Raw genomic sequence first — 19009 nt, 5'->3', positions numbered from 1 at the left:
TGATGAAAATGAAATACATACTATCATATTTTTCACTGCTGTTGATTGCCATAGCTTGCCAAAAAGGCGAAGGTGAGACTGTGGAAACTGCTAATATCTTGCGTCCGCAAGCCGATATCCCCTACACTTTCAGCCGCAATGGGCAGTCAAGCGTTGATGAACACAGCGTGAGCTTGTTGCGCGAGCCTTTGGAGATTATCGAAAGGCGTTTGCTCAACGGTGCTATTTCTAATTTTACTTACGACGAAATTCTGCGTTACTACAACGAGGGGACTTCCTACGTAAAACCCGCTGACGAAGTAGCCTCCTCACCTTTGGCTGCTACTGCCCAAGTGAGAGAAGATGTGAAAAATCTCTTTCTCGTAGCCAAAAGCATTCCGCTGCGCGAAGCCCAGCAAGGCGTTTCTGGTGATGCAGGTCGTAGAATAGGCGATGCCGATCGCGTGTATGTAGACGAAAAAGGCATTGCGCCTGCACAAGTGTTCATATACACTATAAACGGAGCTCTCTATTTAGATAAAATCCTCTTGTACCACTTGGATGAGCGTTTTTTCTCCGATGCTACCCTGCGCCGTGAACACCAAAACGTAGTCTTGCCCGCTGGTGAGAACTACACCCAACTCGAACATCATTGGGATTTGGCTTATGGCTACTTCCTGCATCTGCAATCGCTCACCCAATCCGATGGAGTAGCTGCTTTGGCAGGCGCCGAACGCAAAATTCGCAATGCTTTTGTACAAGGACGCATAGAGTTAGGGCGCTATCGCTATGAAGCCTTATATGAACAAATGTACATCATTCGCAAAGAACTTTCCAAAGTGATGGCTATTCGCACCATTCATACCCTTACGGGGGCAAATACCCTTGCCAATTACAGCGAATCGCCTAAGCAGGCTTTCAAATACTTGTCGCAAGGCTATGGATTCCTATACGCATTGCAATTCACTCGCAAACCCGATGGCAGTCTTTATTTCACTTACGACGAAGTAAAAGCCCTCCAAAACCAACTCGTAGCAGGCACCGGACTTTGGAATAAATCCCGATTGTTAGCCCCTGCCGAAATTGTAGGGTCACTTAAAAATATCACACAACAAATCGCTGAACGTTACCAGTTATGACAAAAAATATACTTTTATGTCTCTTTGCCATAGTGCTATGCGCCTGCGAAGACAAAACAGATACCTCCGAGCCTATCAAAATAGGCACCGAGAACAGCTCGCTCACTCAGCTCACACTCTACCCCCAAAGTCAGCACGATATATTGCTCTCAGGGGGCAACCACAAGTACACAGTGAATGTTGCTAACAGTCGTTTGGCAAGTGCTTCTATCAGTCAGGATACCCTGAAGATAAAGAGTTTTCAAGAACAAGGAACTACTTATGCAATCATTCATTCACACGACCAAACCGCGCGCTTGGAGATTAGCGTCCGTCCTAACGAACTCAGTTTTTCAGCTGATGAAGTAACCCTTGCCCCTACCGATATCAATAAAACCATACGCTTAGGAGGCGGCGATATTGTGAGCCTCACCACTACCGACCCCGATGAGGTGATGAAAGTTACTTGGAATGGTAGTAATGGAATTGTAGAGATAAGAGGCAAAGCCGAAGGGGTAGCCACCCTCACCGCTACCTCGGCAGGACTCGCCCCAAAAGAGCTGAAAGTGAAAGTGCGTTGTATAGATGAAAAAGGCTTTCTCAATCAGTTGGGCGTATACCAGAACACCAGTCGCTCACTTAGCCAAGCTATTAACCCAGCACGTATTGTTAAAGACCCTACCACAGGCACTTTCTTTTCGGGGCGCGCTAATGTCAATGCGCTTAACAATTGGTATTACAAAATTCCGCCTATTGAGCATCCGGTAGCGGGCACTTATATCAATTTGCTTATCGAATACAAGAAGTTAGGAGGAGTAGCTACTCGCGAAAACCTTAAATTTTATGTAGAAGAAGTGCGTACCGCTACCCAAGAAGTAGTTTTGCGCGGTAAAACCCTAAAAATAGTAGTGCCCTATTACAATTGATAATTGACAAAAAACTAACCCATAGAGTCTAATTTTAATTTTATATATATTTTTTATGAAAAACCTCAGATTTTTAACCTTAGGGCTTGCCTTGATAGCCCTTCTTTTTACAGCTTGTAAAAAAGATGACAACAATGGTGGCGAACAAGCCCCTCAGCGACTTACCTTAGAGAAATCGGCAGTAACCGTAAAGCAAACTGAAAGCGCTATCGTGCGCATCACAGCGGGCAATGGCGGTTATAAGGTAGAGAGCGCCGATAAAAACATTGCCACAGCAGCAATTGAGCAAAACAACGTGAAAATCACAGCAATAGCTGAAGGACAAACTACCTTAACAGTAGCTGATGTTAAAGGACAAAAAGCTACCATAGCAGTAACTATAGAAAGTAACATTGACCCTAGTGAAAGACTTTCTGTAGAAAATCAGGAAGTTACTCTTATAAACGGAGAAGATAAAGTAAATAGAATCTTAAATGCAAAAGACAAAGGCGCACGTCTTTCTTTTACTATCACTCCGGCAGGTAGCGTTACCGTTACAGTAGAAGAGCGCATAGTAGCCGGTAACCCTGAGGGTGAAAACCTACGCATAAAAGCCCTTACTGTAGGTACTGCACAAGTAATTGTAAAGGATAATACAGACAGCCAAACTACTACTTTCAAAGTAATTGTTAGCGCTGCTGAACTGACAGTAGCTAAAACTGACACCGAAGTAGAAGCTGAGGCTACTACTGAAATCCGTATCAACACCGGAAACCCTGATTATACTGTTACTTCTTCAGCAGCTACTATAGCTACAGCCGAAGTAAAAGACGGCACTCGTATCAATCACTTAGATACTCCTCATAAAGCTATCTTCATCAAAGGATTAGCTGCTGGTACGGCTACTATCACCCTAAAAGATAGTCAAAACAAAACTATAGCTATCGCTGTAACAGTAAAAGCTAAAGAAGAAATTTTTGAAGTAAGTAATGACGGTGTAGTAACCCTCAAAGCAGGAGCTACTGCTAAAGGAGCTATCAAAATGCCTGCTACAGGAACAAGTGTAGGAGCAAGTGCTTTTTCTGGCAATGATGGTATTACCTCTGTTGATTTTAACAACGTAACTAAAATAGAAAGAAGTGCATTTCAATCAACCAAAAAACTCGCTTCTATTACTGGTGCAAAAATACAAGTAATAGAAAAAATGGCCTTTGCTTTATCTTCTATTAAAGAAGCTATCCTACCTGAAACCTTAACTTCTATAGGAGTTATGGCATTTATGAACTGCAAAAATTTGGCAAAAGTAACTGTGCTAGCTACAACTCCTCCTGCAGTACAAGCTAACACTTTCAATGGTATCAATGCTGATGCAGTGCTTTATGTACCTAAAGGGAAAAAGGCTGACTATGAAGCACTACCAAACTGGAAAAGTAAATTCAAAGAAATCAAAGAGCTTGAACAATAATCTAATTCATCAAATAAAAAACGGAGCCGCAGGATTGCGGCTCCGTTTTTATGTATATTTTAAAAACTAAAATTAGATTTCTTCTAATGGTCGTTGTTTGGAACTTCTAAAGTGATGGATTTCTATAATGTTTTCATCCTTTGGGAAAAAGTATATAATGAATCTACCCTTTAAAATGGTTCTTGTATATAGATCCAATTTTTGGTTATATCTCCCTAGAAAATAAGGATTATTTGCAATGTCGTGTAATACTTTTTTTACTTCAGCCAATATTTTATCTGAATAAGTAGGAGAGTCATTGTGTATATCCCAAAATTCAAGAATCTCCGATAAACTATTTTCTGCTTCTGCAGTCCAAGTTACTTCCATTTTCTATCTCTTTTTTCTTGAATTCTTTTAAAAACATCTTCACTTTTAGAAGTCATTCCTAACTTAGATTGCTCTTTTGAAATAGCTATTTTTCTAAGGTCTTCTTCTGTTAGGTCATCTTCTTCATACATACTAATAACATTTAGCATATAGTTGTATTCTTCTTCTGGAATTAACCTAAAAGAATTTCCTTTTTTGTCCGTTAGAACTTCAGGTTCCTGTAATAAAACTGCTACACTCATAATCCTGATATTTTTTGCAAAGGTAATGATTATTTTTCAATCAATGTGTTTTTTATTCCCCTAAATTCTCTTTGATATTGATGAGTGTTTGCTTGATATGTTCTAATTTCTCTATAAGGGCGAAATTATCGAGTGTTTTTTGTTTTTCTTCTTTTAGGCGTTGGCGCGCTCCTTCAAGGGTAAAGCCGCGCTCTTTTACTAAGTGATAAATCAGCTTGAGTTTTTGAATGTCGTCTGCTGAAAATTTCCTACTGCCTGAGGTTGTTTTACGCGGACTGATAATCTCAAACTCCTTTTCCCAAAAGCGTATCAGCGAGGCATTTACGCCAAATGCCTGCGCTACTTCGTTGATACTGTAATAGAGTTTTTCGGGTAAGTTGATATTAGGCATATTAGGGGTTAGGTTTCAGGTTTCAGGGGTTCTGATGATTTTTACTTGCTTGATGCGTTTTTTATCAAAGGCTTCTACAATGAATTTGTAGTTATTGAAAAGAATAGGGATGCCTTTTTGAGGGAAATTACCTGCTATCTCTAAAAGGAAGCCGGCAAGAGTTTCGGCATCACCGCGTTTTTCGTCAAAAAGAGCCTCTTCTTCATCGTTGAAATCGAGGATGCGATAGAAATCCTTTAACACTGTTTTTCCTTCAAAAATAAAGGTGTTATCATCTACTTTGAAGTAGGTTACATCATCGTCGTCAAACTCATCGTTGATACTGCCTACAATCTCTTCGATAATATCCTCTAAGGTAATCACTCCACAAGTGCCGCCATACTCATCAACCACTACGGCGAGGTGTATTTTCTTCTCTTGGAACTCGCTGAGCAAATCGTCGAGTTTTTTGTTTTCAGGCACGAAAAAGGCATTGCGTTTCACACTATTCCAGTCGAAGTCGGTTTTATCTAAGTGAGGTAACAAGTCTTTGATGTAAATCACCCCTGTAATATTGTCTAAATTCTCGCGATATACGGGAATACGCGAATAGCCTATGGCTACAATTTCGTTGAGCAATTCCTGATAAGAAAGTTCTTCGCTAAGGGCAAAGATATCTACGCGGGGCACCATTACTTCGCGCGTTTCGGTATTGCCAAACGACACGATGCTTTCCAATATTTTCTTTTCCTCATTGGTGGTGTCTTCTTCCGAGGCAAGTTCTAAGGCTTGTGAGAGTTGTCCTATTGAAATATTGCTTTTCTGTTTGCCTAAACGCTTCTGAATCCATACTGTAAAGGCTTTCATCGGTACGCTGATGGGGGTAAAAACTGAATCGAGTACATAGATAAAATAGCCTACCCGTTGTGCAAACTGTATGTTGTTGCGGTTGGCATAGATTTTAGGCAGAATTTCGCCGCAGAGCAAGAGAACAAAGGTTACTACCCCCACATCGAGTACGGTTCGCACCCAAGGAGTGGTAATGCCGCCAAAGAGGAAGTCGCCTAAATCTACGAAGAGGAGTACGATAGAGATATTTACTAAGTTGTTGGCAATAAGCACTGTTGCCAAGAGCTTTTTGGGGTTGTCTACGAGCTTGGCAATGATATTGCTAGAAGGTATTTTCTCCTCACGGAGGGTATTCACTTCGGCAGGGGTGAGTGAAAAGAGAGCTACTTCAGCTCCTGAGATGAGAGCCGAGCACAGCAATAGTACTACAAACACTGCAAATTGAATAACGATACTCCAATTGATGTCTAAAAAGGACATCAAAGGGAGTACCGACAAAGGTTCTGTTTCCAAAATATTATTATTTCGTTACACATTTAGAAAGGCGGCTGGGTACTTACGGGCGGTTCATACGCCTTAGGTTCAGCCGTTTTTGGGGCGGGTTTAGGTTGCCCGTCGCGTTTGGGGTTTGGTAGGAAAGTTACATCAGTAGCGTGGATTTCAGTCATATAGCGCATTGCGCCGTCTTCCGTTTGCCATTTGCGCGTTTTGATGCGCCCTTCCACATAGATAAGGTCGCCTTTGTGAGTGTATTTTTCTACGAGTTCAGCGAGCTTGTTGCGCACGATGATGGTATGCCATTCGGTACTGCTCATACGCTCGTTCGTAGCGCGGTTAGTATACTCATCATCAGTGGCTAAGGGGAACTGACCAATGCAGTTGCCTTCGCTAAAATATGTAAGTTTTACAACATCTCCCATACGACCTATGAGAATAACTTTATTTAAAGTTCCGTTCATTGATAAAATATATAAATATAGAGTTGATAATCAAAATATTTTTCAAAAGTACAACTTTTTTTCTACTTACCAAAATTTGGAGATGAAATTTATTTTTTATTGATTTGCTAATTTGTGAAATTTTAATATCTTTGTCGCTTGATAATACCTCATAAAATGAAAATAATTCTTCTCTTTTTACATTTGTGTTGTTGCTGGGCGCTTTCGGCTCAGTCGTTTACGAAAGAAGTGCCTTTTCAGCTCAAGGGCAAAGTGAAAATGCTCTATACTACAATGGTGTCCTTAGAGCCTGGAGTTACATTAGACCAAAACAACGATTTGTACAAACACCAAAAAGTGTATTTTGACGAGCAAGGAAAAGTTGTCAGTAGAACTTTATATAAAGATGATGGTCAAGAAGATGGTACACAGGCATTTTCGTTTGATAAGAAGGGTTTTTTAACTGAAATGAAAATTACGGATAAAAACAATTTGCTTGCTAATGAGGTACGTACACTGGTGTACAATAAAAAGAAAACTGAGGCAATAGCCAAACGATTTGTCGTTGCCGAAATGCATACGGTTTATCCTACCAAATATGTGTTCGACAAGCGTAAACGCCCTATAGAAATCACTGATTATTTTCCTAATGAGAAGGATATTATCCAAAAAGAGCGTTTTGAGTACAACGCTGCTGGCAAAATAACTGCCAACATCAAAGAACGAATGAACGGGAGTGTGGTGATTAGCACGTTCCTTACTTATAATGCTCAGAACCAAATTGTAAAGGAACTTACTGAAGTAACCCAAAACGGTAGTACAATTTATAAATTAGAGGGAACTTTTGCTTATACTGATAAAATGGGCTTCCCAACAGAACAAGTAACGGTTATTGATGGAGGTGCCCCTACGCGTTGTAGCTATGAATATCAATGGGATGCAAAAGGTAATTGGACGGAAAAGCGCTTTATGGTGAACGGCAAGCCAATGGCTGCTGTAAAAAGAGAAATAACCTACTATTGAAATCCTAATTGTAGTTCATCTAGGTATTACACTCAAACTTAATTAATGTGAGTTTGATGTAAGTAATTATTTAACAATCAGTAAAATATTTTTAATCTCCCACTAATTACACGAATTTTCACGAATTTGGGAGTGTATAAAAGTCTTTATTTTTTTTATTATCTCACGAATTTTCACCTGATGGTGAATTATTTTGTGAATATATTATGTTACAAAGCTGTAAATCAATGTTCTGTTATATCGAACTGACGTTATTTATAGTCAAACGAAAATAGATTTCGAATAAATAGGCTTGTTTTTAGGGGGCGTTTGCAAAACGCCCGTACACCACGTACTCTAAAAGTGATTGATTATCAGGTTTATAGACTTTGTCAAAGTTTGGGACTTTGACAAAGTGTAGTGACGCATTGGCAATACAAGCAAGAGTAAAGATAAATGTTATTCCTTTACAAATTCATAATGTTTCATTATCAGATATTCTTCTTTGTTTTTTGGTTGGCTCGTCCATTTATCATTTCTTAAAAAATAGTGAATTGCTTTTGTGTCGGGGAATTTATTAGAAGAGGAAAGAAAATCAGTTGCTTTATACGATATTTTTGCATATTCCATTATAGCAAGAGTGTCGTTGTTTGTTTGCTTACTATTTGCAGGCACTCGTTCATTGATTCTGTAAAAACCAGAAACCGTTAAAGAATCATTAGGAGCTATATCAAAAATGGTATAACTATATCGCCCTTCTGCTATATTACTGCCATTAAAAAGGACAAAAGAACAATTTTTACTTCTATTTTCAAATAAATCATACCAAAATACTATAGGTACACTTAATATTTCAGCATAACTATATAAGGGATAGCGTTGTTTTTTGTACTCTAAATAATAATGAGGGTAGTTGTCGTTTGCAGTTAGTGTTACTAAATCCTCTTCGCAAGTAGGTCTTCCTGTTGATTTATTGTCATATTCTGAACGCCACGATAAAACTTCACTGATGTAAGTAGTATCTTTTGTTAGTTTTTTGTCTTCATCATCAAAAACGATAGTATTTGTAGTTTCTCTGTTGTTGCAAGCTATTGTTAGCAAACATAATAAAGATATGAGATGTTTCATCTGAACAATTGTGTTTATAGTTATTCATATTCAAAAAGTTTTAGAATAAAACTTTTTTCAGGTTTTTAGAATCCATCAGATAAATCATAAACATTATTGATTTCTTCAGCTCCAGCACAAGTGGAATCTATATAGTATTGAACTTTCCTATCTTGTTTTTCATTGAAATAATCTACTTTTATCTCTTCTTCTGAAAAAACATTCCATCTTCCGTTATTATAACAAACATTTATACTCTTGCTATTCATATCATTTTCATTCATTCGCATTATTCGCAAATATTGTCCTTGACTACAACAATCCTCAGGTCTATTGTTAAAACGGTCATAAACATATCCTTGTCTAAGGATTATTGTATATTGTAATTCAACATAGCCTATTTGTACAATTTCTTTATAAACATTGTCTTCTTCGATAAAAATAGTATAAAGATAACGCGGACGAAACCTACTTTCCTCTCCATTTGCATAGTAGAAATCCCACGCTCTATCCCTATTTTGTTGTAATCCATTATATCCAAAAATAGAATCACCTGCCATAATTTGGCGTGTTACAAGTAGCTTCTCTTTACTATTGTGATCATCTTCTTTTACATCTAAGAGATAGAAAATAGAATCACGATCATAATCTACTACAAAATTTTCTGTATCAACAAGATTTTTGTGATGATTACAAGCTATTGTTAGCAAGCATAATAAAGATATGAGATGTTTCATTTGAAATGTAGTTTTTAATCAAATCATAACCAGCCGGAATATCTTGAAAGTTATAGATTTTTTTTTATTATTGCCATTCTTCAATTTCATTAATTCGTAAATCCACATTGCAAATCTCTACTTCTCTTTCCCCTACTTTTAAGCGTATATTAGCTCCTGTTTTTGTATCATTTACCTCTATGATCAAATTACCAACTTGATTCTCTTGCCCTTTAAAGGCTTTTTCAAAATTATCCATTACTTCAGCCTCATTAAAATTATTCCATAATCGATAAAGTTTACCATCATCTCCATACCATTTTATAAATATTATAAAAGGTATAGCTCTTGGTATAAGAGAAGTATATTGAAATTTTTCAGGAATTTTATATTTTTCTATTTGGTTTTCTCCCCAAGTACGTTCCCCAAACAATATTTCTTCTTCAAGATTAAGCCCTTGATAATAATAAGAATGGATATATTTGGTTTTATCCTTAGTGATAAGAGTCATTTTCCAGAGATAACGTTTTCGATAACTATCCCATAATCCATAAGGAATCTTAAAAATATCGTCCATAACAAGAGGTTCAGTAACAGGTGTCCCACACTGTTGATGCTGCATTCGTATTTTTTCTTTTGGGAGTCCTAATTCTATGATATGATCCCTATCTTCTATAGTGTGTTCATCTAAAATAACATCTCCTGTTCTTTTATAATATTCGTCTGCCTCTTTTTGGGTCACAAAATGAATATCTTCTATCTTTTTTGCTTGGTAACGTCCTACTTCTATGACCCTTGCAGTACTATGTAGCCAAACAAAGACTACTCCGCCAGGAGCTAAACCTACAGAAATGTTGTATTCTTCTATTGTTGGACTTATGTCTTCTGATCTGGAAGGAGTATATACTTTTTCAGCTAAGAGTTGAGCTATCTTCAGAGAATCTAAAGGCTGATTTTCTAAGAGATATTGACATTTTTCTACATACGAAAGCCAAGAAACATCTAAGTGAGTAGGAACCCCTTTAGCTTCCTCCTCCTCTGAGGAGCCAAAAACACCTGATGTACCTGCTCCTATAGAAAAATGAGGGAAAGGTTCATCATCTTCAAATAGATTAGATTGTCCATTTCCGAACCTACTAGCTCCATCTTTTCCATATACTACTCCACGATAAACTCTTATAGGATATCCTGATACAGGTTTTACATAAGCGACCCAATGATATTTTTTATTTATATTTTCTTTTTCTTTCTCCTTACAAGAAGTTAATGATGAAAATAAAACTAATAGGGTTATGATTATATTTTTCATTGCTGTTTTTCACCTTTTTTATATTTATTTAAGTTTGACCAAGGCACTTCTTCTATCTTTGAGGAAATACACTTATTCCCCTTAAATTCTAAGCTAATAAAATAATCATATTCACCTGCAGTTGCATAAGAAAAATTTTCTAATTGGATTCTTACAAAAATTTTATCTCCTTTCTTCTTATAAAGAATAAAGGTAGGGGTACAAGTTCTTATAGATTCTAATAATTTTACATTTAAAGGAATTTGTTGTCTATTAATTTCTATAATAGGATTTTGTTGCTCCAATTTTAAGAAATCCTTTCTGAACTGTTTCAGTTCTTTGTCAGTACTTGGTCTTCCTAAGAACTGTTCTAATACATTATCGCTCTTTATAAATACATTGATGCTATCTTTCCCCATTTTCATATAGGAAACATAATACACTACGCTATCTTGTCTTCCTATAATTCTACAATAATCAATGCGTTTTTCTATTGATGTTTGTGAAAACAAAGAAAACGTACTGATAAAAACGAATACTAATGTTGTGATTGTTCTCATATTCTTGTTAAAACTTATGTAATTTCAATTCAGAAAAAGGTATTTCCTCTATCTTTGAAAGAGATAGTTTATTATTCTTATATTCAAGATAGATATAATACTCATAATTCCCAAAAGTTGAATGAGAAACATTTGTAAATGCTATTTTTACAAGCGTTTTGTCCTTACGTTTTTGATACTTAATTTGCATAGGAACACATTTTTGAATAGTCTCTATGTGTGTAGTATCTAAAATGACAAAATGGTTATTAAATTGAATTTTTGCTCTCTTTTTACCTAACTTTAAAAGCTCTTCTTTAAGATTTGCATCAAGGAGAGCAAAGGGAGAAGATTTCTCATTGAAATAGTCATTATCTTCAGCAATAAAAAGTTTTATTTTATCTGAAAAGAAAGTTTCTTCAAGCACATAATACCTATTACACGACTTTGTACTATCTTCTCTACAGTCAAAATTACCATTCCCAGAAGGAATTTCTATAAAATAATAATTATTATCCACTCTTCTAATACTATTTTGTGCACAGCAAGAGAATGCTATGAGCAGGGAAATAGTTAAAAACAGGTTATTTTTCATATCCAATTAAGTATTTTTGTTTTAAGTGCAAAGATAACAAAAAATAGTAAGGAACCTAATGAAAAACAAAAAAATATTTTGCGTATTGTTTTGTCTATTAGGGTTTAACGGGGGCGTTTGCAAAAAGTTTTATTTATCTGGGCGTTTGCAAAATGCCCGTACACCACGCGCTGTAAAAGCGATTGATTTACTATAATATAGGAGGAAGTCCTTCTTTTTTGCGTTTTTTATTGTCTATTTTGTCGCTTTCTTCACGTAGATTATCAATGTGATGATAGGTAAAATTATCCAATGAAAAATTCTTGTATTTATAAGTCTTTTCATATTGATGATGTCCCCACGATTCTATATGAATACTGTCTATACAATATTGAGAATTTACATAGATTTTTGAACCAAAATAATTATTGCCAGACATATCTACATTTATTATAAATCCATTTTCATAAGTTGATAATGAATGAACACTATGATAACCAACAGAATATAAAACTTGTTTATAGATTTTATACTTAGCTTCATCATTGCCTTTTTTCGCCAAAAGTAACCATTCATACTCTCTGTTAGGAAGGCAATTTGTTGCTCCAAGTGTAGAATAATAAGGTCTCAATATAGCAATGCTATCATTATTGGGGGTTTTTATAGCTTCATCAATTTCATAAAAAGTAGAGATATAAAGATTAAATCTTTTTTGGTAATTAGAATATCTGTGAAAATCTTCCTTACAATCATAATCTTTTGGAGTTATAATCGTATCGTATTTATCGTTTGATTTAACTTTTTTAGTTGCAAGAATAAGGTTCTTGTGGGTATTGTTATCTAATTTTATTGAATTCTTTTTGCTTATAAAAATAATAGCCAAAACTATAAAAGCAATACTTACTAATATATAAAAAATCTTTTTCATAGATTTATAGTTAAACGAAAATAGGCTTGTTTTTAAGGGGCGTTTGCAAAACGCCCGTACACCACGCACTGTAAAGGTGATTGATTATCGGGGCGTGGCGAAATGAATTTAGTATAACCAATTCTATAATATGGGGGAAAGTCCTTCTTTTTTGCGTTTTTTATTATCCATTTTGTCGCTTTCTTCACGTAGATTATCAATGTGATGATAGGTAAAATTATCCAATGAAAAATTCTTGTATTTATAAGTCTTTTCATATTGATGATGTCCCCACGATTCAATATGAATACTGTCTATACAATATTGAGAATTTACATAAGTATCCGACCGAAAACCACTAACGCCAGACATATAAACTTCTATTACAAATCCCTCTTTATATTTAGATATTTTTTGATATATATCAGGATATAAGACATCATTGTAGATTTTTGTTTTATTTTGGCTTTTTATGTTCTTACGCTGTATAATAAGTAATTTTTTGTGGATTTTATCAGGGTAACAATCTCCCAAACCTTCAATATAAAAAGGGGTTAATGTGGCTAAACTATCATTGTTAGACAATACATTCTCATCTCCTATGATGTAAAATTTAGAAATATGATAATTATAACGCTTTTCATATTGCTTTACATCATAGTTGCAATTATATTTAAAAATATCCTTAGGAGCAAAAATAGTATCTATATTTTCGATTTTTACTCCTTTGTTTAATTCCTTATCAAATTTGATAGGATAGATGCTCTTAAAAAAAGCAGACATCATAAAGAAATAAAAAACAAATTTAATTAGAAGATTTATCATCTTTATAAGGTTTTTAGAGTTATACTTCTTGATTTATAGTTAAACGAAAATAGATTTCGAATAAATAGGCTTGTTTTTAGGGGGGCGTTTGCAAAACGTCTGTACACCACACACTTTAAAAGCAATTGATTATCATAAATACTCATAAATGATAAAGCGACCTTGGGAGTTGGTGGGGACTTTTATTTTCTTTTCGCCTTTGATGAAGTGGAAATTGCGATGTGTTTCCCCATTGTCGATGATGGTGCCGTGCTTTTTGTCTATTTTGATATGGTATTCGTACATATCGGCTTCAAAAGGCAGGTCTTTGCCATAGGTGTTGTAGCGTTTGTGAGGTATATAACCTTCTGAACCTCCGCTATAAAACTCCAGAGCGCTGCCTCGGTGGTCGTATTTGGTTACATATTCGCCATAATATTTTTCACCTTTTAACACATAAAGTCTGCTTGGGGCTAAAGAAATGTTTTCGTCGGCGTGCAATACGTACTTTGCTTTGATATATCTCACTTGCTGTAAGGAGTCTAAGGCTTGTGGTGAGAGTTGAGCAAAGGTATTGGCAATACAAGCAATAACGAGTAAGAGTGTTAATTTCATAGAGTATAAGTTTTAATATTTTTACATTTCTATCAAATGACCATCAAATAAAAACTAATTGATTATCAATGATTTAATTTTTAAAAGGGCATTTCTATCAAATAACCATCAAATAAAAACTAATTGATTATCAGTGACTTAATTTTTAAAAGAGCTTTTCTATCAAATGACCATCAAATAAAAACTAATTGATTATCAGTGATTTAATTTTTAAAAGGGATTTTCTATCAAATAACCATCAAATAAAGACTAATTGATTATCAGTGATTTAATTTTTAGAAGGGCATTTCTATCAAATGACCATCAAATAAAAAATTAGGACTTTATTCAGCCTACAAAGGTATAAAATAATTTCTATTTTTCCTATTTCCAAAACTTGGTGATGAAATTTATAGGATTGAGAAGAGGAGTGATGGTATGTTTAAGGGGAGTTCTACGTAATTAATTGTTTAACAATCAGCAAAGTATTTTAAATTTCCCACAAAGCCAGCGAGTTGGCACTGCTGGGTATGTGAAATACAAATTTTCACTTGACGGTGATTTAGGTGTAAATATTCTATTCTTCTCTTTCAAAAATGTATAGATTTTTCTTTACATCTTTGATATACAATTTATTACCACTCATATATAAGGGTTGGGGAGCAACTAAACGATTGCGAGTAGCTTTTCTTTCTTCAAAAGGAAGAAGTTCGTATTCCCATACTAACTTTCTCGCCTTGTAATCAAAAATACCTATCCAACCTATCCCTCCATATTCTTTATGTTTAGAGCCTATAAAAGTGAAATAATCTCCTTGTAATAAAGGTTTATATACAGACTCATATTGCCCCATTCCTTCAGGGTCTTCTTTTGAGAAAAAATAATTTCCTTTCACAGTAAATGTTTGGGTATCTATAATTGTCCAACCACTTGAGGCAATAGCAAAAATATTTTCAGTAACTTCATCTAACTGAACACCAAAGCAATCGGTATGGTATTGTACACTTCCTGTTTCAATATCTAAGGCAACTAAGCGATACAATTTGGTATAAAACCATAGATTTCCGTTTGCGATACCTACTATTTTATCTATTCTATCCTCTTCATCAGGATAAGGAGAATCCCCTAAGGAAGCAATGGTAAATTGCCAAAGTGTTTCTGTATCGGTATTGATACGCTTTATCTCTCCCTCGAAAATATCATACGCTATAATGATATTTTTTTCTACATATAGCTGATAGGGAATGCTTTCTTTTAAAATTAGCTTATTGGTCTCCAAATCAAGGATATTATCATAACTATTCCATTCCTTATCATAATAATATTTCAAAATCTGGTTATTATCAGATTTAGATAATAAATCAGCGTTTTCAATAGTTTCTATGAGTATTCCTTCTTCCCATATTTTCAAACACCCTGCTCCATCTACTGTGAAGATTTTTCGACCTATTGCTATTATGTCTAATGGTACATTTTCTAAAGGTATAAAAACCTCATTAAAAAGTATTCCTTCTGCAGGTTCATCTACTGAATAGACCTCTGTTTTTGGGTCAAAAGCTTTTACTTTTTGGATTTCTTTTATTTTTCTAAACTTCATAAATTAAAATGTTACTTTAATACTTTCTTGAAATGCTCTATATTTAGTAGAAGTTGATAATTCTTTAGTTTTTGCTAAATCTTCTAACTTTTTATAAGAGCCAATTTTCATATTTAACCAAATAGGTTCATTAGCTCTATAGACTCCTTCAGCATCTTTAGCTATAGCACTTTCAAGCCTTTCAATAACTTCTTTTCTAGTAACACCTCTACCTCCTTGTTGGATAATATATAGCTGCTCAAAATCATCAATAACTTCTAAATACGCTTTATATTGCCCTAAGTTTTTGAAGCTATTCTTCTCTTTCAAAAATGTATAGATTTTTCTTTACATCTCTGATATACAATTTATTACCACTTATATATAAGGGTTGAGATGGTACTAACTGATTGCGAGTAGTTTTTCTTTCTTCAAAAGGAAGAAGTTCGTATTCCCATACTAACTTTCTCGCCTTATAATCAAAAATACCTATCCAACCTATCCCTCCATATTCTTTATGTTTAGAACCTAAAAAGGTAAAATAATCTCCTTGGAGTAAAGATTTATATACAAATTCATATTGCCCCATTCCTTCGGGGTCTTCCTCGCGAAAATTATATTCTTCTTTTATGGTAAATGTTTGGGTATCTATAATGGTAACCATATTATATGACATACAATACAAATTTCCGTCTTCTTGTTTTATATAAATGTGTCCAAAAGCCTTGTTTAAATGATAATTATATTTCTCATCTGTTGTATGAGGAGAGGCTACTTTTTGGACTTCCCCTGTCTGTATATCTAAGGCAATAAGTCGACCTAAGTTGGTTACTATCCATAGATAATTGTTAGTAATGCCTAAAAATTTTCCGATTTTATCCTCTTCATCAGGATAAGGAGAATCCCCTAAGGAAGCAATGGTAAATTGCCAAAGTGTTTCTGTATCGGTATTGATACGTTTTATTTCTCCTTTAAAAATACTATAAGCTATAATGATATCTTTTTCTACATATAGCTGATAGGGAATGTTTTCTTTTAAAATGAGTTCATTAGTAAATGGATTTTTTAAATTTCTGTAGCTTTGAAAAGGATTTAGCTCTAATAGGCTGTATCCTATATATAGGGTTTCCTTATTTAATAAGAAAACATCCCCTTCAATAGTACTTATTAGAGTGTTTTCATTAGAATATATCTCTACCCTTTCTAAAGAGGCATACCAAACATACATATACTCTCCTCGTAAAGATAGTTCTAAGGGGCATTCTTCTTTTTGTATAAAATTGTTGTTTACACATAAATAATTTAAATTACCCTTTGTAAACGAATAACTTCCATTTTTTGGTTCGAAATCTAATACATTTTCAATTTTATTTATTTTCTGAAATTTCATAATACACCTATTTTGTTATTAAAATAATGTCTCTAAATTTATCAAAAGCGGGGCTTTGAGATAAATCTTTGGTTTCACAAGCTTTTTGTAGTTTATCAGGTGAATCTATCTCAAGTTTCTGCCAAAGTTGTTTTTTTGCATAATAAACTCCTTCAGCATCTTTAGCTATAGCACTTTCAAGTTTTTTAATGATATCTTCTTTTGTAATACCTTACCTCCTTGTTGGATAATATACAGCTGATCAAAGTTATCTATTTCTCTTAAATATGCTTTATATTGTCCTAAATCTTTAAACATATTGCCTACTTTAGAATAGTTTTTAGTATCTATGAAGATACTAATTTCTTTATTAACATCAAAGTTACAACTATCAATCATAAGGCTTTTCTAAAAATAAATCATACATTCTTTTATATCTCTCAAATAAATTGTCTAATTTATATTGTTTGTACTTTTGAGTATTTTCAACTTTCTCAATTAAAGGTTCAAAAATTTCATAAGGAATATGGCCTATTCTATTAAAGCTTTCATATTGATTTATAAGTTCTTTTTCACAAAAGAGCATTGATTTTATTCTGAAAAAAGCCCCTTCAAAAGTACTAATGTTTGTATCTGTATCTATAATATCTAACAAATCTTTTATTTTTAAAGATATTTGAAAGACTAAAGATTCATATAAAAAAATCACTCTTTTTTTTTCGTTATAGATAAAATGTTTTTCAAAATCTTGTAAATATTTTTTTCGTCTTATATTTTTCTGTTCATCATCTAACAAGCTCCATTCTTTTTGTTTAAGTAATAGATTTATAATGGATTCCTCATTTCCCGAATATTTAAACTCTAATTGATACTGATTATAAATTTTATTAATTAATACTATATCCATCTTATTTTTCTTTTATAGTGTATTTTGTTAATTTTATTGGTTTAGCTCCTTCTAAAAGAACATCATCAATATTCAATATATAGGACTTGTCAATCTCTATTAATTCAAACATTGTCTTGCTTTTATGTAAGACCTCCCATTCTGTGATATCAGAAAATTTATCTATTCTTTTTCCGTTTTTAGAAATCACCTCTACTAATCCTCCTAGCCCTGTTTTATTTATATTGAAGTAATAAAATTCAATTGCCTTTTCTTTTTCGCTACTTGTAGACAAAAAGTTTTTATAAGTAATTTCATCACCAATCTTATATTTACTTAACATTTCTATTTCTTCTTTGCTAATACCTCGATAATATGTACCTGAAGAAGAAGGAATCTTATCAAGTACTTTATTTAGTAACTTTTCAATTTCTAATATATTAGCAGTTCTATTTGCAGATAATAATGCTTGATTAAAACTATAGTAAGATTTATTTGTGTAAAATTAAAAAACAGCTTCTTCCTCTAATGAAAGCTCCTTAGTAGATTTCCTTGCTACTTTTCCATTTAGTAATATTTTGTTTTTAATTAATTTTCTCTATATGTATATAATGATGTTTTTTTTCTTTTGATAGAGAAAAGACCCCTTCTTTATCCAAAAAGTAATTAATAAAATCATAGTCAAAAATATAACATTCATCATATAGATTAGGAATTTGAAATTTCTTTTTTAAAGAGAGAGACAAACCAAAATTATCTGTCAAAATAATTTTATCTACATTCTCTTCTCTAACATAATTTTGAACAATAGATAAATTCATTCTACCTCTTTGAAATGTAGCCACTCTACCTTCTCCCGTTGTTGATTGATAATATACTAATAAAATAATAGTTTGATACTTCTCTGACAACCTTCTCAAGAACTCATCATAAATGTATAGTGAATAATTGAATTGCACCTCTATTTCTATCCAGTTCTCATATTCAGATGAAATAATAATAGTCTCTTTGGGCGCATAGAGCCACCACTTTGGAGTATCTAAAAATTCTATTCTTTTTATAGAATAGAAAGTTTTAAACTCATTAATAATATTATCTATATTATCATTTTTTACATAAATTTTTGAAAGAGTCCCCATCACAAGTTACTTTATTATTTTTCCTAGTTCATCTAATAAATTTATCACGATTACATTTTCCCCCGCTGGCGCGAGCTTGTATAAATAACTCTATTGTAACACCCAGCTATCGCTGGCTTTCCTACACTACGCGCTGTAAAAGCAATTGAATATCAGGGGAGTCAACTTTGCCAAAGGTCGTAGCACGACGAGCAATTAAAAACTTTGGCAAAGTGTAAAGGTGCTAATACAATTTTAAGACTTTGCGGACAGTTTTATAAAAATAGTTGGTTT

The 19009-nt window shown here is 33.8% G+C and carries 23 protein-coding genes; 4 read left to right on the top strand and 19 right to left on the bottom strand.

Features of this window, described 5'->3' with window-relative positions; all coding sequences use genetic code 11:
* Positions 1 to 2: 2 nt before the first annotated feature.
* The 3 genes from Q0162_RS04350 to Q0162_RS04340 are packed head-to-tail and all read left to right on the top strand — an operon-like array spanning position 3 to position 3467.
* The gene (locus Q0162_RS04350) at positions 3 to 1118 is read left to right on the top strand and encodes a DUF4856 domain-containing protein (protein WP_297889750.1); all 1116 of its coding nucleotides are present in this window, start codon (positions 3 to 5) and stop codon (positions 1116 to 1118) included.
* Positions 1115 to 2023, top strand: a complete 909-nt coding sequence (locus Q0162_RS04345; protein ID WP_297889666.1) for a hypothetical protein — start codon at positions 1115 to 1117, stop codon at positions 2021 to 2023. Before Q0162_RS04350 ends, Q0162_RS04345 begins: the two co-directional genes overlap by 4 nt.
* A gap of 55 nt (positions 2024 to 2078) precedes the next feature.
* Positions 2079 to 3467 carry a leucine-rich repeat domain-containing protein gene (locus Q0162_RS04340; protein ID WP_297889664.1) on the top strand — a complete coding sequence of 463 codons (1389 nt, stop codon included), beginning with the start codon at positions 2079 to 2081 and terminating at the stop codon, positions 3465 to 3467.
* Positions 3468 to 3539: 72 nt separating this feature from the next.
* Here Q0162_RS04340 and Q0162_RS04335 read toward each other — a convergent pair whose 3' ends face one another.
* The 5 genes from Q0162_RS04335 to Q0162_RS04315 are packed head-to-tail and all read right to left on the bottom strand — an operon-like array spanning position 3540 to position 6256.
* Entirely contained in the window at positions 3540 to 3836 is a 297-nt protein-coding gene (locus Q0162_RS04335; protein ID WP_297889661.1) for a type II toxin-antitoxin system RelE/ParE family toxin, read from the bottom strand.
* The gene (locus tag Q0162_RS04330) at positions 3827 to 4078 is read right to left on the bottom strand and encodes a toxin-antitoxin system, antitoxin component, PHD family protein (RefSeq protein ID WP_203083877.1); all 252 of its coding nucleotides are present in this window, start codon (positions 4076 to 4078) and stop codon (positions 3827 to 3829) included. The genes Q0162_RS04335 and Q0162_RS04330 overlap by 10 nt, the downstream gene beginning before the upstream one ends.
* Before the next feature lie 52 nt (positions 4079 to 4130).
* Positions 4131 to 4469 (bottom strand): MerR family transcriptional regulator, encoded by a 339-nt coding sequence (locus Q0162_RS04325; protein WP_126371231.1) that lies wholly within the window; start codon positions 4467 to 4469, stop codon positions 4131 to 4133.
* Positions 4470 to 4484: 15 nt separating this feature from the next.
* Complete coding sequence (locus tag Q0162_RS04320) at positions 4485 to 5777, bottom strand: gliding motility-associated protein GldE (RefSeq protein ID WP_297889747.1); 1293 nt, start codon at positions 5775 to 5777, stop codon at positions 4485 to 4487.
* 56 nt (positions 5778 to 5833) lie between these two features.
* Complete coding sequence (locus tag Q0162_RS04315) at positions 5834 to 6256, bottom strand: single-stranded DNA-binding protein (protein ID WP_095901562.1); 423 nt, start codon at positions 6254 to 6256, stop codon at positions 5834 to 5836.
* A gap of 156 nt (positions 6257 to 6412) precedes the next feature.
* Here Q0162_RS04315 and Q0162_RS04310 point away from each other — a divergent pair, with 156 nt between their 5' ends.
* A complete protein-coding gene (locus tag Q0162_RS04310) occupies positions 6413 to 7258 on the top strand; it encodes a hypothetical protein (protein ID WP_297889649.1) in 846 nt (281 codons plus the stop codon).
* Positions 7259 to 7696: 438 nt separating this feature from the next.
* Here Q0162_RS04310 and Q0162_RS04305 read toward each other — a convergent pair whose 3' ends face one another.
* From Q0162_RS04305 to Q0162_RS04240, 14 genes are all read right to left on the bottom strand, one after another.
* Positions 7697 to 8365, bottom strand: a complete 669-nt coding sequence (locus Q0162_RS04305) for a hypothetical protein (RefSeq protein ID WP_297889646.1) — start codon at positions 8363 to 8365, stop codon at positions 7697 to 7699.
* A 65-nt stretch (positions 8366 to 8430) separates the two neighbouring features.
* Positions 8431 to 9081: a hypothetical protein gene (locus Q0162_RS04300; protein ID WP_297889643.1), complete on the bottom strand. Its 651-nt coding sequence runs from the start codon at positions 9079 to 9081 to the stop codon at positions 8431 to 8433.
* A gap of 67 nt (positions 9082 to 9148) precedes the next feature.
* Positions 9149 to 10369 carry a DUF2931 family protein gene (locus Q0162_RS04295; RefSeq protein ID WP_297889640.1) on the bottom strand — a complete coding sequence of 407 codons (1221 nt, stop codon included), beginning with the start codon at positions 10367 to 10369 and terminating at the stop codon, positions 9149 to 9151.
* Positions 10366 to 10908 carry a hypothetical protein gene (locus Q0162_RS04290; protein WP_297889637.1) on the bottom strand — a complete coding sequence of 181 codons (543 nt, stop codon included), beginning with the start codon at positions 10906 to 10908 and terminating at the stop codon, positions 10366 to 10368. The genes Q0162_RS04295 and Q0162_RS04290 overlap by 4 nt, the downstream gene beginning before the upstream one ends.
* Positions 10909 to 10915: 7 nt before the next feature.
* Positions 10916 to 11482, bottom strand: a complete 567-nt coding sequence (locus Q0162_RS04285; protein WP_297889634.1) for a hypothetical protein — start codon at positions 11480 to 11482, stop codon at positions 10916 to 10918.
* Positions 11483 to 11672: 190 nt separating this feature from the next.
* Positions 11673 to 12389, bottom strand: coding sequence for a hypothetical protein (locus Q0162_RS04280; RefSeq protein ID WP_297889631.1), 717 nt, complete (start codon positions 12387 to 12389; stop codon positions 11673 to 11675).
* Positions 12390 to 12512: 123 nt separating this feature from the next.
* Positions 12513 to 13193 (bottom strand): hypothetical protein, encoded by a 681-nt coding sequence (locus Q0162_RS04275; RefSeq protein WP_297889628.1) that lies wholly within the window; start codon positions 13191 to 13193, stop codon positions 12513 to 12515.
* Positions 13194 to 13325: 132 nt separating this feature from the next.
* Positions 13326 to 13787: a hypothetical protein gene (locus Q0162_RS04270; protein ID WP_297889625.1), complete on the bottom strand. Its 462-nt coding sequence runs from the start codon at positions 13785 to 13787 to the stop codon at positions 13326 to 13328.
* Between the two features lie 556 nt (positions 13788 to 14343).
* Complete coding sequence (locus Q0162_RS04265) at positions 14344 to 15363, bottom strand: hypothetical protein (RefSeq protein ID WP_297889622.1); 1020 nt, start codon at positions 15361 to 15363, stop codon at positions 14344 to 14346.
* A gap of 3 nt (positions 15364 to 15366) precedes the next feature.
* A complete protein-coding gene (locus Q0162_RS04260; protein WP_297889613.1) occupies positions 15367 to 15672 on the bottom strand; it encodes a chaperone HtpG in 306 nt (101 codons plus the stop codon).
* On the bottom strand, positions 15656 to 16732 hold the full coding sequence (locus Q0162_RS04255) for a hypothetical protein (RefSeq protein WP_297889610.1): 1077 nt from the start codon (positions 16730 to 16732) through the stop codon (positions 15656 to 15658). Before Q0162_RS04255 ends, Q0162_RS04260 begins: the two co-directional genes overlap by 17 nt.
* Positions 16733 to 17102: 370 nt before the next feature.
* Positions 17103 to 17618, bottom strand: coding sequence for a hypothetical protein (locus Q0162_RS04250; RefSeq protein WP_297889607.1), 516 nt, complete (start codon positions 17616 to 17618; stop codon positions 17103 to 17105).
* A gap of 1 nt (position 17619) precedes the next feature.
* The gene (locus Q0162_RS04245; protein ID WP_297889604.1) at positions 17620 to 17940 is read right to left on the bottom strand and encodes a hypothetical protein; all 321 of its coding nucleotides are present in this window, start codon (positions 17938 to 17940) and stop codon (positions 17620 to 17622) included.
* A gap of 241 nt (positions 17941 to 18181) precedes the next feature.
* A complete protein-coding gene (locus tag Q0162_RS04240; RefSeq protein WP_297889744.1) occupies positions 18182 to 18736 on the bottom strand; it encodes a hypothetical protein in 555 nt (184 codons plus the stop codon).
* Positions 18737 to 19009 lie beyond the last annotated feature (273 nt).

The organism is uncultured Capnocytophaga sp. (assembly GCF_937936315.1).
Taxonomy (GTDB): Bacteria; Bacteroidota; Bacteroidia; order Flavobacteriales; family Flavobacteriaceae; genus Capnocytophaga.
Note: the sequence above shows the minus strand (reverse complement) of the source record. Positions and strands in the feature narration are given on the sequence as shown.

Bases quoted from the DNA above. Each gene is read 5' to 3' on its own strand.
- Q0162_RS04350 (WP_297889750.1), top strand. From the start codon at position 3: ATGAAAATGAAATACATACTATCATATTTTTCACTGCTGTTGATTGCC.
- Q0162_RS04345 (WP_297889666.1), top strand. From the start codon at position 1,115: ATGACAAAAAATATACTTTTATGTCTCTTTGCCATAGTGCTATGCGCC.
- Q0162_RS04340 (WP_297889664.1), top strand. From the start codon at position 2,079: ATGAAAAACCTCAGATTTTTAACCTTAGGGCTTGCCTTGATAGCCCTT.
- Q0162_RS04335 (WP_297889661.1), bottom strand. From the start codon at position 3,836: ATGGAAGTAACTTGGACTGCAGAAGCAGAAAATAGTTTATCGGAGATT.
- Q0162_RS04330 (WP_203083877.1), bottom strand. From the start codon at position 4,078: ATGAGTGTAGCAGTTTTATTACAGGAACCTGAAGTTCTAACGGACAAA.
- Q0162_RS04325 (WP_126371231.1), bottom strand. From the start codon at position 4,469: ATGCCTAATATCAACTTACCCGAAAAACTCTATTACAGTATCAACGAA.
- Q0162_RS04320 (WP_297889747.1), bottom strand. From the start codon at position 5,777: ATGTCCTTTTTAGACATCAATTGGAGTATCGTTATTCAATTTGCAGTG.
- Q0162_RS04315 (WP_095901562.1), bottom strand. From the start codon at position 6,256: ATGAACGGAACTTTAAATAAAGTTATTCTCATAGGTCGTATGGGAGAT.
- Q0162_RS04310 (WP_297889649.1), top strand. From the start codon at position 6,413: ATGAAAATAATTCTTCTCTTTTTACATTTGTGTTGTTGCTGGGCGCTT.
- Q0162_RS04305 (WP_297889646.1), bottom strand. From the start codon at position 8,365: ATGAAACATCTCATATCTTTATTATGTTTGCTAACAATAGCTTGCAAC.
- Q0162_RS04300 (WP_297889643.1), bottom strand. From the start codon at position 9,081: ATGAAACATCTCATATCTTTATTATGCTTGCTAACAATAGCTTGTAAT.
- Q0162_RS04295 (WP_297889640.1), bottom strand. From the start codon at position 10,369: ATGAAAAATATAATCATAACCCTATTAGTTTTATTTTCATCATTAACT.
- Q0162_RS04290 (WP_297889637.1), bottom strand. From the start codon at position 10,908: ATGAGAACAATCACAACATTAGTATTCGTTTTTATCAGTACGTTTTCT.
- Q0162_RS04285 (WP_297889634.1), bottom strand. From the start codon at position 11,482: ATGAAAAATAACCTGTTTTTAACTATTTCCCTGCTCATAGCATTCTCT.
- Q0162_RS04280 (WP_297889631.1), bottom strand. From the start codon at position 12,389: ATGAAAAAGATTTTTTATATATTAGTAAGTATTGCTTTTATAGTTTTG.
- Q0162_RS04275 (WP_297889628.1), bottom strand. From the start codon at position 13,193: ATGATAAATCTTCTAATTAAATTTGTTTTTTATTTCTTTATGATGTCT.
- Q0162_RS04270 (WP_297889625.1), bottom strand. From the start codon at position 13,787: ATGAAATTAACACTCTTACTCGTTATTGCTTGTATTGCCAATACCTTT.
- Q0162_RS04265 (WP_297889622.1), bottom strand. From the start codon at position 15,363: ATGAAGTTTAGAAAAATAAAAGAAATCCAAAAAGTAAAAGCTTTTGAC.
- Q0162_RS04255 (WP_297889610.1), bottom strand. From the start codon at position 16,732: ATGAAATTTCAGAAAATAAATAAAATTGAAAATGTATTAGATTTCGAA.
- Q0162_RS04250 (WP_297889607.1), bottom strand. From the start codon at position 17,618: ATGGATATAGTATTAATTAATAAAATTTATAATCAGTATCAATTAGAG.
- Q0162_RS04245 (WP_297889604.1), bottom strand. From the start codon at position 17,940: ATGTTAAGTAAATATAAGATTGGTGATGAAATTACTTATAAAAACTTT.
- Q0162_RS04240 (WP_297889744.1), bottom strand. From the start codon at position 18,736: ATGGGGACTCTTTCAAAAATTTATGTAAAAAATGATAATATAGATAAT.